The 14706-nt window shown below is 73.2% G+C and carries 16 protein-coding genes and 1 riboswitch; of the genes, 10 read left to right on the top strand and 6 right to left on the bottom strand.

What is annotated here, in order from left to right; genetic code table 11:
* Window positions 1–17: 17 nt before the first annotated feature.
* The 4 genes from ABZ934_RS17085 to ABZ934_RS17070 form a co-directional block, all read right to left on the bottom strand.
* On the bottom strand, window positions 18–1583 hold the full coding sequence (locus tag ABZ934_RS17085; RefSeq protein WP_361313401.1) for a cobyric acid synthase: 1566 nt from the start codon (window positions 1581–1583) through the stop codon (window positions 18–20).
* Complete coding sequence (locus ABZ934_RS17080) at window positions 1580–2551, bottom strand: cobalamin biosynthesis protein (protein ID WP_361313398.1); 972 nt, start codon at window positions 2549–2551, stop codon at window positions 1580–1582. The genes ABZ934_RS17085 and ABZ934_RS17080 overlap by 4 nt, the downstream gene beginning before the upstream one ends.
* Before the next feature lie 58 nt (window positions 2552–2609).
* A riboswitch (cobalamin riboswitch) is annotated at window positions 2610–2696 on the bottom strand.
* 157 nt (window positions 2697–2853) lie between these two features.
* Window positions 2854–3075, bottom strand: coding sequence for a hypothetical protein (locus ABZ934_RS17075; protein WP_361313395.1), 222 nt, complete (start codon window positions 3073–3075; stop codon window positions 2854–2856).
* A 28-nt stretch (window positions 3076–3103) separates the two neighbouring features.
* Window positions 3104–4369 (bottom strand): inorganic phosphate transporter, encoded by a 1266-nt coding sequence (locus tag ABZ934_RS17070; protein WP_361313392.1) that lies wholly within the window; start codon window positions 4367–4369, stop codon window positions 3104–3106.
* Window positions 4370–4711: 342 nt separating this feature from the next.
* Between ABZ934_RS17070 and ABZ934_RS17065 the strand changes: the two genes are divergently transcribed.
* Complete coding sequence (locus ABZ934_RS17065) at window positions 4712–5842, top strand: alpha/beta fold hydrolase (RefSeq protein ID WP_361313389.1); 1131 nt, start codon at window positions 4712–4714, stop codon at window positions 5840–5842.
* Window positions 5843–6084: 242 nt separating this feature from the next.
* Window positions 6085–7458 (top strand): hypothetical protein, encoded by a 1374-nt coding sequence (locus ABZ934_RS17060; protein WP_361313824.1) that lies wholly within the window; start codon window positions 6085–6087, stop codon window positions 7456–7458.
* A 37-nt stretch (window positions 7459–7495) separates the two neighbouring features.
* On the opposite strand, the gene ABZ934_RS17055 is transcribed toward ABZ934_RS17060, so the two are convergent.
* Both ABZ934_RS17055 and ABZ934_RS17050 read right to left on the bottom strand, forming a co-directional pair.
* Entirely contained in the window at window positions 7496–7891 is a 396-nt protein-coding gene (locus tag ABZ934_RS17055; RefSeq protein WP_361313386.1) for a VOC family protein, read from the bottom strand.
* Window positions 7892–7996: 105 nt separating this feature from the next.
* Window positions 7997–8887 carry a neutral zinc metallopeptidase gene (locus tag ABZ934_RS17050; protein ID WP_361313383.1) on the bottom strand — a complete coding sequence of 297 codons (891 nt, stop codon included), beginning with the start codon at window positions 8885–8887 and terminating at the stop codon, window positions 7997–7999.
* Between the two features lie 308 nt (window positions 8888–9195).
* Here ABZ934_RS17050 and ABZ934_RS17045 point away from each other — a divergent pair, with 308 nt between their 5' ends.
* From ABZ934_RS17045 to amaP, 8 genes are all read left to right on the top strand, one after another.
* On the top strand, window positions 9196–10794 hold the full coding sequence (locus ABZ934_RS17045; protein ID WP_361313380.1) for an ABC-F family ATP-binding cassette domain-containing protein: 1599 nt from the start codon (window positions 9196–9198) through the stop codon (window positions 10792–10794).
* Between the two features lie 409 nt (window positions 10795–11203).
* Complete coding sequence (locus ABZ934_RS17040; RefSeq protein WP_005319113.1) at window positions 11204–11425, top strand: helix-turn-helix domain-containing protein; 222 nt, start codon at window positions 11204–11206, stop codon at window positions 11423–11425.
* A 119-nt stretch (window positions 11426–11544) separates the two neighbouring features.
* Window positions 11545–12324, top strand: a complete 780-nt coding sequence (locus ABZ934_RS17035; RefSeq protein WP_361313377.1) for an enoyl-CoA hydratase/isomerase family protein — start codon at window positions 11545–11547, stop codon at window positions 12322–12324.
* Between the two features lie 134 nt (window positions 12325–12458).
* The gene (locus ABZ934_RS17030; protein ID WP_361313374.1) at window positions 12459–12890 is read left to right on the top strand and encodes an Asp23/Gls24 family envelope stress response protein; all 432 of its coding nucleotides are present in this window, start codon (window positions 12459–12461) and stop codon (window positions 12888–12890) included.
* Window positions 12891–12905: 15 nt separating this feature from the next.
* Entirely contained in the window at window positions 12906–13091 is a 186-nt protein-coding gene (locus ABZ934_RS17025) for a hypothetical protein (protein ID WP_190181939.1), read from the top strand.
* A gap of 7 nt (window positions 13092–13098) precedes the next feature.
* The gene (locus ABZ934_RS17020) at window positions 13099–13488 is read left to right on the top strand and encodes a hypothetical protein (protein ID WP_361313371.1); all 390 of its coding nucleotides are present in this window, start codon (window positions 13099–13101) and stop codon (window positions 13486–13488) included.
* Window positions 13485–14024 carry a DUF6286 domain-containing protein gene (locus tag ABZ934_RS17015; protein WP_361313368.1) on the top strand — a complete coding sequence of 180 codons (540 nt, stop codon included), beginning with the start codon at window positions 13485–13487 and terminating at the stop codon, window positions 14022–14024. Before ABZ934_RS17020 ends, ABZ934_RS17015 begins: the two co-directional genes overlap by 4 nt.
* 10 nt (window positions 14025–14034) lie before the next feature.
* Window positions 14035–14592, top strand: a complete 558-nt coding sequence (amaP, locus tag ABZ934_RS17010) for an alkaline shock response membrane anchor protein AmaP (protein WP_361313365.1) — start codon at window positions 14035–14037, stop codon at window positions 14590–14592.
* Window positions 14593–14706: the final 114 nt, after the last annotated feature.

Below are 14706 nucleotides of genomic sequence, written 5' to 3'. Positions count from 1 at the left end.
CCGCGGGGCCGCGGGCCTCACGGCGCGCCCGGCGGCAGGAACGGGAGCCCGGCGGGCGCGCCCGACTCGATCAGCCCCAGCAGCGCGGAAGTGTCCGCGTGTTCCTCGATCAAGTCCCCGAGCAGGTCGAGCTGTCGCTCCCGCAGGGCGGCGAACGACGTGTCGGGCGCCGGGACGAACCGGCGCCCCGCGGCCGCCGCGACCTCCCGGAGGAAGGCCCGGCGGAAGCCGTCCGACTCCAGCGAGCCGTGCCAGTGCGTGCCCCACACCTCACCGACCCGGCAGCCGTCCAGGAAGGGGGACCCGCCCAGCACCTCGGCCACGCCGTGGTGGATCTCGTACCCCTCGACGGGCTCGTCCAGCGCCGAACCCACCGGCCGCGCCAGCGTCTTCTCGCGCGCGAAGCGGACGCGTACGGGCAACAGCCCCAGGCCCTCGACGGTGCCCGCCCGGGATTCCACCTCGTCCTCGATCCGCTCGCCCAGCACCTGGAACCCGCCGCAGATGCCCAGCACCGGCCGCCCGGCCGCGGCCCGCGCCGCCAGGGCGTCGGCCAGACCGCGCTCGCGCAGCCAGGCGAGGGCCTTCACGGTGCCGCGGGTGCCCGGTACCACCACCAGGTCGGCGTCGGTCAGTTCCTCGGGCCGGTCCACGAACCGCACCACGACCCCGGGTTCCGCCGCGAGCGCGTCCACGTCGGTGAAGTTCGACATCAACGGCACCGCGCACACCGCGACCCGCAGCACGTCCTCGCCTACCGGCGGGGCGACCACGGACTCGCGTACCGCGCCCCGCAGCGAGACCCTCAGGCCGTCCTCCTCGTCGATGCCCAGCCCGTGCCGGTACGGCAGTACGCCGTAGGTGGACCGCCCGGTCAGCCCGCGCAGCATCTCCATGCCGGGTTCCAGCAGCGAGACGTCACCGCGGAACTTGTTCACCAGGTAACCGGCGATCAGCGACTGGTCCTCCGGCGACAGCAGCGCCGTCGTCCCGAAGAACGAGGCGAACACACCGCCCCGGTCGATGTCCCCGACCACCACCACCGGGAACCGCGCGGCCCGCGCGATGCCCATGTTCACGATGTCGGTCCGGCGCAGGTTGATCTCGGCCGGACTGCCCGCCCCCTCGCAGATCACGGCGTCATACGTGCCCCGAAGCTGCTCCAGGCAGTCCGTGACGACCCCGAGCAACTGCTCGCGTCCGCCGTGCGGCGCCTTCCCGGCGGCCGACCCCCCGGGATTCCCGAAGAACCCTCGGGCGCTCATCTCGCCCACCGGCTTGCCCAGCAGCACGACTTGGCTGCTGCGGTCGCTGCCCGGCTTGAGCAGCACCGGATTCATCAGCGCCGTCGGCTCCACCCGGGCGGCCTGCGCCTGCATCGCCTGCGCCCGGCCGATCTCGGCGCCCTCCCGGGTGACGAACGAGTTCAGCGACATGTTCTGCGCCTTGAACGGCGCCACCTTCACGCCCTGCCGGGACAGCCAGCGGCAGATGCCCGCCGTGACCACGCTCTTGCCCGCGTCCGACGTGGTGCCCGCGACCAGCAGACCGCCGCCCCGCTTCGAACCGCTCGTGCCGCTCATGCCCGCCCCTTCCCCGACTGCCGTGCCGACCACCGTGTCATCGCACACCGCAATGCCACACACGCCCCGAGCGCCACCCACGTCACCCGACGCGACAGCCGTACCGCCCGCTCGATGTCCGCCACCTCGACCGGCCGCCCGGCGGCGCCGTTCAGCACGGCCCGGTGCTCGACCCGGCCGCCGTACGCGAGGGTCCCGCCCAGCCGTACGCCCAGCGCCCCGGCGAACGACGCCTCGACCGGGCCGGCGTTGGGGCTCGGGTGCGTGGCGGCGTCGGCGCGCCAGGCCCGTGCGGCTCCCCGCCGGTCGGGTCCAACCAGGACGGCCGCGAGCGCCGTCAGCCGGGCGCCGGGCCAGCCCGCCACGTCGTCGAGCCGGGCGGAGGCCCAGCCGTAGCGCAGGTAGCGCGGCGACTTGTGGCCCACCATCGCGTCCAGGGTGTTGACGGCACGGAACGCCAGCAGCCCGGGCACACCCGCGAGGGCACCCCAGACCAGCGCGCCGACGACCGCGTCGGAGGTGTTCTCGGCGACGGACTCCACGACCGCGCGAGCCAACTGCTGTTCGTCCAGGGCCTGCGGGTCCCGGCCGCACAGGTGCGGCAGCCGCTCCCGGGCCACCTCGGCGTCCCCCGCGGCGAGCGCCCCGCCGATGGCCCGGGCCTCCCGGCCGAGCGAGGTGCCGCCGACGACGGCCCAGGTGGCGGCGGCGGTCAGGGCGATACGGGTGGCCGCGGGCCGGGAGCGCACGGCGCGGGCGCCGAGCGCGCCGACGGCGAGCGCGCCCCCCGCGCACACCAGGGTGTGGACCACGCCCCGCGCCCGGTCGTCGCGCCACAGGACGCGTTCGAGGGCGGCGGCGGCTCTTCCGAAGGCGGCCACGGGGTGCCCCCGGCGCGGATCCCCGAGGATCCGGTCGCCGATCAGGCCCGCCGTGGCGCCGTACGCGAATACGCGATCGGCACGCATGGTGGCAGGTATGTCCTCGCTCAGGGTCCGCGCCCTGGTTCGACGTGTCCGGCGGCGAGAGTTCCTGGCTCCCGGGACGCACGGACCGCGTGCGCTCCCCGGTGACAGTGGCGGGACCGCGCCGGATTCGCACCGGACTTCCTCTCCATGCCGCCGTATTGGCTCGGGCAGTCCACCACGCGCCGAGAACGCCCGTCAACTTGCCGTTGACCTGCGCGCCGGGAGGGGGTGGGGCGGCCGGGGCGGGGGCATGTGAAAGCTCCCCGCGGGAATCCCGCGGGGAGCTTTCGACGGTCGTCGCGTCAGCTGACGATCAAGTAGATCGCGTAGGCCACGGCGAGGCCGCAGAGCGTGAAGCAGGCGTACGCGCCGCCGCGGGCCGCGGTGGCGGTCCCGCCCTGCTCCGTGGCGGCCTCGTGCTTGGAGAGGCCCACCAGGCCCAGCGTGAACAGGGCCACGAGGGCGACGGTGGCGGAGAGGCTGACCCCGAAGACGGAGCCGAGTGCTGCCCAGTCGATCTTCATACCGCTGATTCCTCTGTCGTTCTCGGGGTCAGACCGCCGCGGCCGGAGCCACGGGTGCCGGGGCGGCCGCCGGGATGGTGGCCTTGAGGTCCTCGTCCGTGACGGCGGCGGTGGTACCGGCGGCGGCGATCGGCGGGACGGTGACGGCGGCCATGGCCGTGGTGACGACGCCGGGCGGCTCGACGGCGACCGGCTCCGCCTCCGTGACGTTGTGGTGGTCGACGACCTGGCGGCGCGAGATGAACCAGATCGCGGCGCAGGAGGCGACGAGGAAGACCACGACGGCGGCGACGCCCACGTTGCCGGTGCGCATGACCATCTCGGCGCCGGCGCCGACCAGCGCGGCGGCCGGCAGGGTCAGGCCCCACGCGATGAACATGCGGGTGGCGGTGGACCAGCGGACCACACCGCCCTTGCGGCCCAGGCCCGCACCCATGACCGCGCCCGAGCAGGCGTGGGTGGTGGAGAGGGAGAAGCCGAGGTGGGACGAGGCCAGGATGACGCTCGCGGCCGAGGTCTGGGCGGCGAAGCCCTGCTGCGGCTGGAGTTCGGTGAGGCCGCTGCCCATGGTGCGGATGATGCGCCAGCCGCCCAGGTAGGTGCCGGTCGCGATGGCCATGCCGGCGGAGACGATGACCCAGACCGGCGGGTTGGCGCCGGAGTCCAGGGCGCCGCCCGCGACGAGCGCGAGCGTGATGATGCCCATCGTCTTCTGGGCGTCGTTGGTGCCGTGCGCCAGGGAGACGAGACCGGCCGAGGCGATCTGGCCGGCGCGGTACCCCTTGGTGGCGGTCTTGCCGCCGACCTTGCCACCGAGCTTGTACGTGAGCCTGGCGGCCAGCATCGCGGCCACCCCGGCCACGATGGGGGCGGCGACCGCCGGGATGAGCACCTTGGTGACGACCACGCTGCCATTGACCGCGCCGAGGCCGGCCGAGGCCACCGCGGCGCCGATCAGGCCGCCCATCAGGGCGTGGGAGGAGCTGGAGGGGAGCCCGACCAGCCAGGTGACCAGATTCCAGAGGATCGCGCCGACCAGGGCGGCGAAGATCACTTCGGGCTGGATGCCCTCCTCGTTGACCAGGCCCTTGGAGATCGTCTTGGCGACCTCCACGGACATGAACGCGCCGACGAGGTTGAGGACGGCGGACATGGCCACCGCCGTCTTGGGCTTGAGAGCGCCGGTCGAGATGGTGGTCGCCATCGCGTTGGCTGTGTCGTGGAAACCGTTCGTGAAGTCGAACACGAGAGCGGTGATGATCACGATCCCGAGGAGAAGCGTTATGTGCTCCATTTACCCAGGCTTCTGTTTGGCGTCAGTGGTTCGGCGACCGTAGGCAACCTGAGTGAACGGAAGATGAACTGGGGGAGGTCGGGTGGTGTCGCGTCCCGCGGTGCGATCGGGGCCTTCCTCCCGATTCAACCCCTGATCCAGCCATAAGGGCACGTCACAGCCGGTGAGCGGCTCTCACCGGCGGGTGTCACGGCCGCCCCCCCCGGCCTCTCGCGCCCTTCCCGACGAGACCCGGATCACATTCCGTGGCGGCCAGGCGGAACCTTGACCGACCGTGACCCGACGGATGCGGAATGATCTCCTCCAGTGGCCTCCGTGTCGTCGCGCCCCGACACTGGAGCGGTGCGTACCGCCACAGCGACGGCAGCGGCCGTCACCGCGACCCTGATCGGTGCCGGCGCGGCCGCCGTCGCGGCCGGCCGGTACGCCGCCGACGCGGCCCTGCGTCCCGAACCGGGGCGCCCCCTGCCCGGCAGTGCCCGGCTCACCGTCCACTCCACCGCGGCCGGCCGCGTCGAGCTGAGTCGGTCCTTGGCCTCCCTGCGCCCCGGCAGGTACGGCCTGGACGCCCCCGGCGTGCACGCCGTGGTCGGCCCCGTCCTCACCGATGTCCCGCACGGCCCCGACACCGTCGTACGCCGCCTCCTCGCCGTCACCCACGGCAGCCTCGGTCGCGGCACCCGGCTCGCCCTCACCCCCCAGGTCCACCTCGGCAATCCGCGCACCGCCCTCGGGCTCGACCACGCCGACGTGGACATCCCCGGCGAGCTCGGCCCGCTGCCCGCCTGGTTCGTCCCGGCGGCCCGTGACACCTGGGTCATCGCCGTGCACGGACTGGGCGGCACCCGAGAGCACCCGATGGTCGTCATGCCGTTCCTGCACCGGTACGGGATCCCCGTCCTTGATGTCGGCTACCGGGGCGACCTCGGGGCCCCCCGCCCACCGGACGGCCTCGGTCATCTCGGCGAGTCGGAGTGGCGGGACGTGGACGCCGCCATCCGCTACGCCCTGCGCTACGGCGCCCGAAGCGTCATCCTGTACGGCTGGTCCACCGGCGCCACCATGGCGCTCTACGCCGCCGAGCGCTCGGCGCTGGCCGGCCGGATCTCCGGACTGGTGCTGGACTCCCCGGTGCTCGACTGGCACACCACCCTGCGCGCCCTGGCCGAGGCCCGGCGCACCCCGGCGCCGCTGATGCCGTTCGTGGTCCGGGCCGCCGAAGGCCGCGCGGGCCTGCGCGTCGACCGGCGCCCCCCGGGAGCGGACCCCGGCACGCTGGGGATGCCCGTCCTGATCTTCCACGGACCCGACGATGTGATCGCCCCCTGGGGGCCCGCCCGCCGGCTCGCCGCGGCCCGCCCCGACCTGGTCACCCTGAAGACGGTTCGGAGCGCGCCACACGGCGCGATGTGGAACGCGGACCCGGCGGTCTACGAGGAGACCCTGCGCCGCTTCTTGACCCCTCTCATGTGAAACCGCTTCTCATCCGAACCGCTACGGTCGTGTGAAAGAGCTGTGGCAGAGGAAGTGTCGTGGTCGTCTTGTCCCGGTATGCCTGACCGGTGACCCGTAGAAACGCCCCGTTCCGTTTGGGCTTTCGGCCAGTGACGGGCGAGACTGCTTCCGTGACGTCCCGAAAGCCTGATGAGCAGTTGGCTCGCGACTCCAGACTCCGACTCGTCTCCCCGCGCTCCGTCGCCGCGGCCCGCAAGGCGGTGACCGATCGGCGGACGCGAACCGCCCCCCGGCCCCCGGCGGGCACTCCCGCGACGGCCGACCTGGCGAACCGGGCCCGGGCCTCACTCGCCGACGCGGTACGGCTGGCCCGCTGGGCCGAGCGGCACCTCGGGGCCGGCGACGGGGGCAGGCCCGCCCCGGCGGGCGCGCTGCCCGCCACGGACGTCGAACGGGCCGCGGAAGACCTGGGGCTGACCCACGGCCAGATCCGGGTCGGCTGGGACCGGGCCCGCCTCTCCGGCCTGGTCGAGGTGCACGGCGGCCACGCCCGGCCCGGCTGGCGCCTGCGCGCCTGGGACCGGGACGACACCGCGGTCCTGCGCGGTTGGGTCGCCCTGTTCGACGCCTGGTCGCTCGTCCATCCGGCCCCTGCCGACATCGCCCCGGCGGCCGTCGCCGAGGTCGTCGAGGCGATGCCCCAACTCCTGTCGCTGCTCCAGCTCTCCGCCGGTCCGGTGACCGTCCCGGACCTGCTGGACCTGCTCGACCAACGGGTGACGGAACTGCGCGACGAGCGCTGCGAAGTCCCCTACGCCGCCTCCACCCCGGACGCCTCCGACCCGGCCTCCGCGCACGACGGCCCGACGGACTCGGCGGTCACCGCGCAGACGACCGCCCCCGCGCCCCCCGTCCCCCTCGCCCGCCTGCTGCGCTGGGCGCTCGGCGGCCTCGCCGCCGTCGACGCCGTCACCCTCGGTCCCGCGCGGGCCACCCTCACCCCGCTCGGCAGTTGGGCCGTCTGGGTCAAGCTGGAGCAGATCTGCGTCGCCGCGCAGAGCCCGGCCGGGAACATCGAACAGTCCGCCGCCGCCATGCTGCACGGCTGCGCCCGGCTCACCCCGGGGCCCGCGCGCGCCGAGTACCGGGCCTGGCTCGCCGCCCGACCCGTCGGACACGCCGTCAGCGAACTGCTCCAGGCCGCCCGCGGGGAGGACGCCCTACTGCGCGGCCTCGCCTTCGAGGCGCTCCGCGTGGTCGGCGCCCCCGCCGAACCCGACGTGCGCGCCGCCGTACGCGACCCGGCGCTGCGGCCCTACGCCCTGCTCTGGCTCGCCGAGCACGACGGGGTGGACCCGGACGAGGCACAGGACGTCCTCACCCCCGAGGAGTCGACCTGGCTCTGGGTGGACACCGCCGCTGCCATCGCGGACCACGGAGAGGCCGAACTGCTGGCCCGCCACCTCGACTCGGCCGTGCGCACCACCGTGCCCCGGTTGCTGGACGAGGTCCGCGCGGTCGGTCACCCCCGCACCGTGCAGGTCCTGGTGGCCCTGGCCGCCGCCCACCCCGACCCGGCCCTGGCCAAGGCGGTCCGTCGGGCCGCCTTCCAGGTCCACACCGGCGGCGCGTAGCACCACAAGGAAACGAGGGGCGTACGCCCGGCCGCGGTCAGACCTGCGGTGCGTACGTCCCGAAGCTCCAGATGTTGCCCTCGGCGTCGCGGGCCATGTAGTCCCGCGAGCCGTAGTCCTGGTCGGTCGGCTCCATCACGATCTCCACGCCGTGCTCCGCGGCCCGGCGGTGGTGGGCATCCACGTCGTCCACCACGACGTAGACACCGACGGGCCCGCCGTCCGCCATGGCCTTGTCGAAGGCCCCGCCCCGGCCCTTGCTGCCGAGCATCACCGCGCCGTTCCCGTACGACAGCTCCGCGTGCATCACCGAGCCGTCCTCACCCTCGTAGACGGCGACCTGCGTGAACCCGAACGCCTCGGTCAACTGCCGGATCGCGGCCTTCGCGTCGCGGTAGAGCAGCGTCGGAACGATGGACGGAACACCTGCCATGACGATCACTCCCTCTCGTGCGGTGGGCGTGTACGGACCTGCGATCACGAGACCGGGCGACCGGCCACGTGACCCGCACCACAGCATGGCAGGCACCGCCGACAGTCAGCGGAAGGTGTCGCACTGGGCCATGTCGCCGGTCCGGTAGCCCTGGTAGAACCACTGTCGGCGCTGCTGAGCCGAGCCGTGCGTCCACGATTCCGGGGTGACCCGCCCCTGGAACTTCTCCTGGATCCGGTCGTCGCCGATCGCGGCCGCCGCGTCCAGGCCGTCCTTGATGTCCTGGTCGGTCAGGCTGGTGATCAGCGGGCGCCCGGTGGACTCGTCCCGGGTCCGGGTCGCGTTGTGGGCCCACACCCCCGCGTAGCAGTCGGCTTGGAGCTCGACCTTGACCGAGTTGCTGTTCGCGCCCGTCCGCCCGTCCTGGGACTTCCCGAGCGTCCCCGTCAGGTTCTGGATGTGGTGCCCGTACTCGTGGGCGACCACGTACGCCTGGGCGAAGGGGCCGCCGCTCGCGCCGAATTTCGTCCGCAGCTCCTGGAAGAAGCCGAGGTCGAGGTAGACCTTCCGGTCACCGGGGCAGTAGAAGGGGCCGACCGCCGAGGTGGCCGGGCCGCAGGCGGTGTTCACCTGGCCGGTGAAGAAGACGGTCGAGGCCGGGACGTACCGGGCGCCCCGCTGCTGGAACTCCTGCCGCCAGTAGTCCTGCGTGCTGTTCGTCACGGCGACGAGCCGGCAGTCCTCGCGGGTGTTCGCGTCGTGGCCGGTCCGGCAGGTCTGCTGCACCCGGGCGGCGGAGGAGGGGCTCGTCACCGGTCGGGGACCACCGCCCGACAGGCCCAGCCGGTCCGGTCCCACCCCCAGCAGCAGCCCCAGGACCAGGGCGATCAGACCGACGAGCCCCCCGCCGATCGTGGCCCTGCCGCCCGGGACCCGGCTGCCGCGCTGGTCCGAGACCTCCGACGTGTCCAGATTGGCGTCGTCGTCGAACTGCATGCCGCACCGACCTCGCTCCCACGTGTCCGCACTCGCGGCGACCGTCACCGTCGTTGCCCTGATACGTGCCCCGGAAGGCGCGCGGGATCCGTGCGCCGAACGGAGGACCGGGCGCGGACCCCGGCGGGGCCGCGACGACGACCGGCGGGCACCCGGCGACGGGACGGGAAGGTGACCGGGCGGCCCGAAAAGTGGTTGCGCGCCCCCGGTAGAATGTCCTCATGGCAAATCTCCTCGCGGATTAGCGGCGTCGAAGCCTCGCGCGTCCTGCCCCCCTTCCGCCGTCCCCACCGCCCTGGAGTATTTCCGTGATCACCGCCACCGGCATCGAGCTGCGCGCCGGCGCCCGCGTCCTCATCGAGTCCGCCTCCTTCCGAGTCGCCAAGGGCGACCGCATCGGTCTGGTCGGCCGCAACGGCGCGGGCAAGACGACCCTCACCAAGTGCCTCGCCGGCGAGGGCCAGCCGGCCGCCGGCGCCATCACCCGCTCGGGCGAGGTCGGCTACCTGCCGCAGGACCCGCGCACCGGTGACCTCGACGTACTCGCCCGCGACCGGATCCTCTCCGCACGCGGGCTCGACGTACTGATCAAGAAGATGCGCATGAACGAGGAGCGCATCGCCACCGGCAGCGGCGGCACCCGCGACAAGGCGATGAAGCAGTACGAGCGCCAGGAGACCGAGTTCCTGACCAAGGGCGGGTACGCCGCCGAGGCGGAGGCCGCCACCATCTCGGCCGCCCTCGGCCTGCCCGACCGGGTCCTCGGCCAGCCCCTGCACACCCTCTCCGGTGGTCAGCGCCGCCGGGTCGAGCTCGCCCGCATCCTCTTCTCGGACGCCGACACCCTGCTCCTCGACGAGCCCACCAACCACCTCGACGCCGACTCGATCGTCTGGCTGCGCGACTACCTGAAGAACTACCGCGGCGGATTCATCGTGATCTCCCACGACGTCGACCTGGTCGAGACCGTCGTCAACAAGGTGTTCTACCTGGATGCCAACCGCGCCCAGATCGACGTCTACAACATGGGCTGGAAGCTCTACCAGCAGCAGCGCGAGGCCGACGAGAAGCGCCGCAAGCGCGAGCGCCAGAACGCCGAGAAGAAGGCCGCGGCCCTCAACTCCCAGGCCGACAAGATGCGCGCCAAGGCGACCAAGACGGTCGCCGCGCAGAACATGGCCAAGCGGGCCGAGCGGCTGCTGTCCGGCCTGGAGGCCGTCCGCGTCTCCGACAAGGTCGCCAAGCTGCGCTTCCCGGACCCGGCGCCTTGCGGCAAGACCCCGCTGACCGCGGAGGGCCTGTCGAAGTCCTACGGCTCGCTGGAGATCTTCACCGACGTCGACCTGGCCATCGACAAGGGCTCGCGCGTTGTCATCCTCGGCCTCAACGGCGCCGGCAAGACCACGCTCCTGCGCCTGCTCTCGGGCACCGAGAAGCCGGACACCGGCACCGTGACCCCCGGACACGGCCTCAAGCTCGGCTACTACGCCCAGGAGCACGAGACGCTCGACCCGGAGCGCACGGTCCTGGAGAACATGCGCTCCTCCGCGCCCGACCTGGACCTGGTCGCCGTCCGCAAGACGCTCGGCTCGTTCCTGTTCTCCGGCGACGACGTGGACAAGCCCGCGGGCGTCCTGTCCGGCGGTGAGAAGACCCGTCTGGCCCTGGCCACGCTGGTCGTCTCCTCGGCGAACGTGCTGCTCCTCGACGAACCCACCAACAACCTCGACCCGGCCAGCCGCGAGGAGATCCTCGGCGCGCTGCGCACGTACAAGGGCGCCGTCATCCTCGTCACCCACGACGAGGGCGCGGTGGAGGCCCTGGAGCCGGAGCGGATCATTCTGCTGCCGGACGGTGTGGAAGACCTGTGGGGTCCGGACTACCGGGACCTCGTGGCGCTCGCCTGACCCCTCGGCCGAGCCTCCGCCCGAGCCCGCGCCCGAGTCTTCGCGCGGGTCCCGCCGACCCTTCGCGGGGTTGATCCAGTCCCTTATGGATCATTCGGCCCACGCGTGATCCATCATCTGAGTGAGGCGGTCTCATACCGTCGCACCGACACGACGGCCCCGGCCGTACCCGTGGGGGTACGCGACCGGAGCCCGTCCACTTTCCGGTGTCCCGCCCCTGACCTGGTGATTTCTTGTGCGGCCGGGGGAGTGTGACGGAGGTCATGCGGCGGAAGGGGAGATTCCGTTCTGCTCTCGTGTCCACTCCCTGAGAAATGCCGTCGTACCGACCTTGCTGAATGGGTGGCCAGGATCGCGGGGAGGGGTGATCATGAGAAGTCCAGAGCGCACTTCCCATGAGGAGGCACGGGTGGCCGAGACTCTGAAGAAGGGCAGCCGGGTAACCGGCGCCGCGCGCGACAAGCTCGCGGCAGACCTGAAGAAGAAGTACGACTCCGGTGCGAGTATCCGGGCGCTGGCCGAGGAGACCGGCCGGTCCTACGGATTCGTCCACCGGATGCTCAGCGAGTCCGGAGTCGTGCTGCGTGGTCGCGGTGGCGCGACGCGCGGCAAGAAGGCGGCCTCGGCCTGACCCTGGCCGTCACGGACGGTTCTTCGGTGGCCCCCGGTCGGTCCTGCGGCCGACCGGGTGGTTACTGTGCAGTCACTTAGGCCGGGATTGCCGGCCGACTGCACACCGGAGGCACCGAGATGGCTCTGCTCGACAAGGACGGCGTACGGCTCACCGTGGACGACACGGTCGCCACGGTGACATTGACCAATCCGGCCAAGCGAAACGCTCAGTCCCCCGCGCTCTGGCGGGCTTTGGCGGAGGCCGGACGGTCGTTGCCGGGGAGCGTCCGGGTCGTCGTGCTGCGCGGCGAAGGCAAGTCCTTCTCCGCCGGACTCGACCGTCAGGCGTTCACGCCCGAGGGTTTCGAGGGTGAGCCGTCCTTCCTCGATCTCGCGCGCGGTTCGGACGAACTGCTCGACAGCACCATCGCCGGGTACCAGGAGGCGTTCACCTGGTGGCGGCGGGGCGACCTCATCTCCGTCGCCGCCGTGCAGGGGCACGCGATCGGCGCCGGCTTCCAGCTCGCGCTCGCCTGCGACCTGCGCGTGGTCGCGGACGACGTGCAGTTCGCCATGCGCGAGACCAGCCTCGGCCTGGTGCCCGACCTGACCGGTACGCAGCCGCTGACCTCGCTGGTCGGGTACGCCCGCGCGCTGGAGATCTGCGCGACGGGCCGCTTCGTGCACGCCGAAGAGGCCGAACGGGTGGGCCTGGCGAACCTCGTGGTGCCCGTGGACGAGCTCGACGCCGCCGTCCAGGACCTGACGACGGCCCTGCTGGCGCCGCCGCGCGACGCGGTCATCGAGACCAAGACACTGCTGCGGGGCGCCACCTCACGCTCCTACGACGACCAGCGCGCCGCCGAACGTGCGGCGCAGGCCCGCCGCCTGCGCGACCTGGCCGGCCTCTCCGACTGACCCGGCCGGCCCGGCACCCCCTGCGCCCGGCCCGGCAACCCCTCCGATCCGCCCGACGCACCCGCGTCCTCAGAGCGGCGGAGGGGTTTCGCGCTTACGGTGGTCGTGAGTCCGCACGCTCGAAGGGACACGCGATGACCGAATTCGTGCCAGGGAGCCCCGCCAAGGACGCCGCCGACCGGGGCCGCACGTCCATCGCCGACGGGGTGGTCGAGAAGATCGCCGGACTGGCCGCCCGGGAGGTGGTCGGCGTCCACGCCATGGGCAGCGGCTCCGGCCTCTCGCGTACGTTCGGCGCCGTCCGCGAACGCGTACCCGGCGGCGCCAAATCCTCCGCCTCGCGCGGGGTGAAAGCCGAGGTCGGCGAGCTCCAGACCGCCCTCGACCTGGAGATCGTCGTCGAGTACGGCGTGTCGATCCGCGAAGTGGCCCGGGCGGTCCGTGAGAACGTCATCTCGGCGGTCGAGCGGATGACCGGCCTGGAAGTCGTGGAGGTCAACATCGCCGTCACCGACGTCAAGCTGCCCGACGAGGAAGACGAAGAACCGGAATCCCGTCTCCAGTAGCCGAAGGAGCCCCGCATGAGCATGGCGGTCGTCGGCCTGGTGGCCGGCATGGCACTGGCGTTCGCCGGGTACTTCGGCGGCTTCGGGGCCTTCCTGCTGGTGGCAGCCCTGGGCGCCATCGGTTTCGTGGTCGGCCGGTTCCTCGACGGGGACCTGGACATCGCCGACCTGTTCCGTCCGCGCGACGGCCGGCGCAGGTGAGGCGTCGATGAGTACGAGCAGCACCAACACGCCGCGGCCCACCCCGCCGCGGGTACTGCCCGCGGAACGGGGAGCGACCCAGATCGCCGACCGGGTCGTGGCCAAGATCGCGGCCCAGGCGGCCCGGGAGGCGCTCGCCGCGACCGGACCCGCGCCGGCGCCCCCGCACGCGACCGTCACCGTGCACCACGACATCGCCCGGGTGCACGTGAGCCTGGAGCTCGGCTACCCCTCCGACCTCACCGCCCAGTGCGCCGCCGTACGCCGTGAAGTGACCGAGCGGATCGAGCGGTGCGCCGGGATGGCGGTACCGGAGGTGGACATCGACATCGAGCAGCTGCGTCCCCTCCCGGCCGGGCCGGCCGCCGCCGGGCGCAGCGGCCGGCGGCTGCGGTGACGGGCCCGCGCGCGCGGCGGTTCAAGTCGGTGCGGCGGATCCCGGCCGGGCTCACCGCACTGGCGGTGCTCGCGGTCGCGGGGCTGTTCCTCTACGACCTCGCGGCGGTACGGGCGCACCGACCCGGCATGGGCTGGCGCCGGGAACTGGTGCGACAGCTGGAGCGGCAGACCCCCGCCGATGCGGAGGTGCTGATCGCCGGAGCGGTCCTGGCGGTGGCCGGGGCGGTGCTCCTGCTGCTCGCTGTCGCGCCGGGGATGCGCGGGATCCTGGTCATGCGGGGCTCGGAGGTACGGGCCGGCCTCGGCCGCAAGGCGGCCGGTCTGGTGCTGCGCGACCGGGCGATGGAGGTGTCCGGGGTGCGGTCGGTCCGGGTGAAGACGGGCCGCTCCCGCGTCAGGGTCCGGGCCACCTCGCACTTCCGCGAACTGGCCGACGTACGGGCCGACCTGGAGGCGGTAATCGCGGTCGGCATCGAGGAACTCGGGCTCGCGCACCCGCCGGTGGCGCGGGTACGGGTCCGCCGGAAAGGGTGAAGGTGACGCGATGCTCGGGGTGGTGAACCGGGTGCTGCTGGCCCTGATCGGGCTGGCGCTGCTGGCGGCCGGGGTGTCCGTGCTGACCGGGTCGTGGCCGCTGGCCGGGCGGCACGCACCGCTGCTGACGGCGCGGGCCCGGCGTGCCCACGTGCACGTCGAGGGTTGGTGGTGGTGGGCGGTGCTCGGCGGGCTGGCGCTGTGCGTGCTGCTGGCGCTGTGGTGGCTGCTGGCCCAGCTGCGCCGGTCGAAGCCGGCGACGGTGACGGTGGACACCGGGGACGGGGCCTACGCGCTGCTGCGGGGACGCGCCCTGGAGTCGGCGGTGGCCGCGGAGGTGGGCGCGCTGGACGGGGTCGCCGCGTGCCGGGTCGCCCTGCGGGGCCGGCGGAGTGCGCCGGCCCTCAGGGTGAGACTGGAACTGGAGCCGCACGCCGTCCCCTCGGACACGCTGGCCGCGCTGGCCGGCCCGGTCCTGGAGCGCGCCCGCGCCTCGACGGGTCTGACGCCCCTCTCCACGGAGGCCCGCCTCGCGGTCGCTTCCCACCGCGCGAGCCGGGTCACCTGACGGTCCCCGACGACCGTGGCCGGCCGGCCACCGTCGGGGGGGGCCCGCGGGGGGAGCCCGGGGGGGGGCCCCCGGCGCCGGGGCGCCAGTCCCCCCGCGGGGGCGCCGCCACCC

Origin of the sequence: Streptomyces sp. NPDC046557 (genome assembly GCF_040645975.1) — a bacterium.
GTDB lineage: Bacteria > Actinomycetota > Actinomycetes > Streptomycetales > Streptomycetaceae > Streptomyces.
The sequence above is the reverse complement of the archived record's forward strand: the minus strand, read 5'-3'. Positions and strand labels throughout refer to the sequence as shown.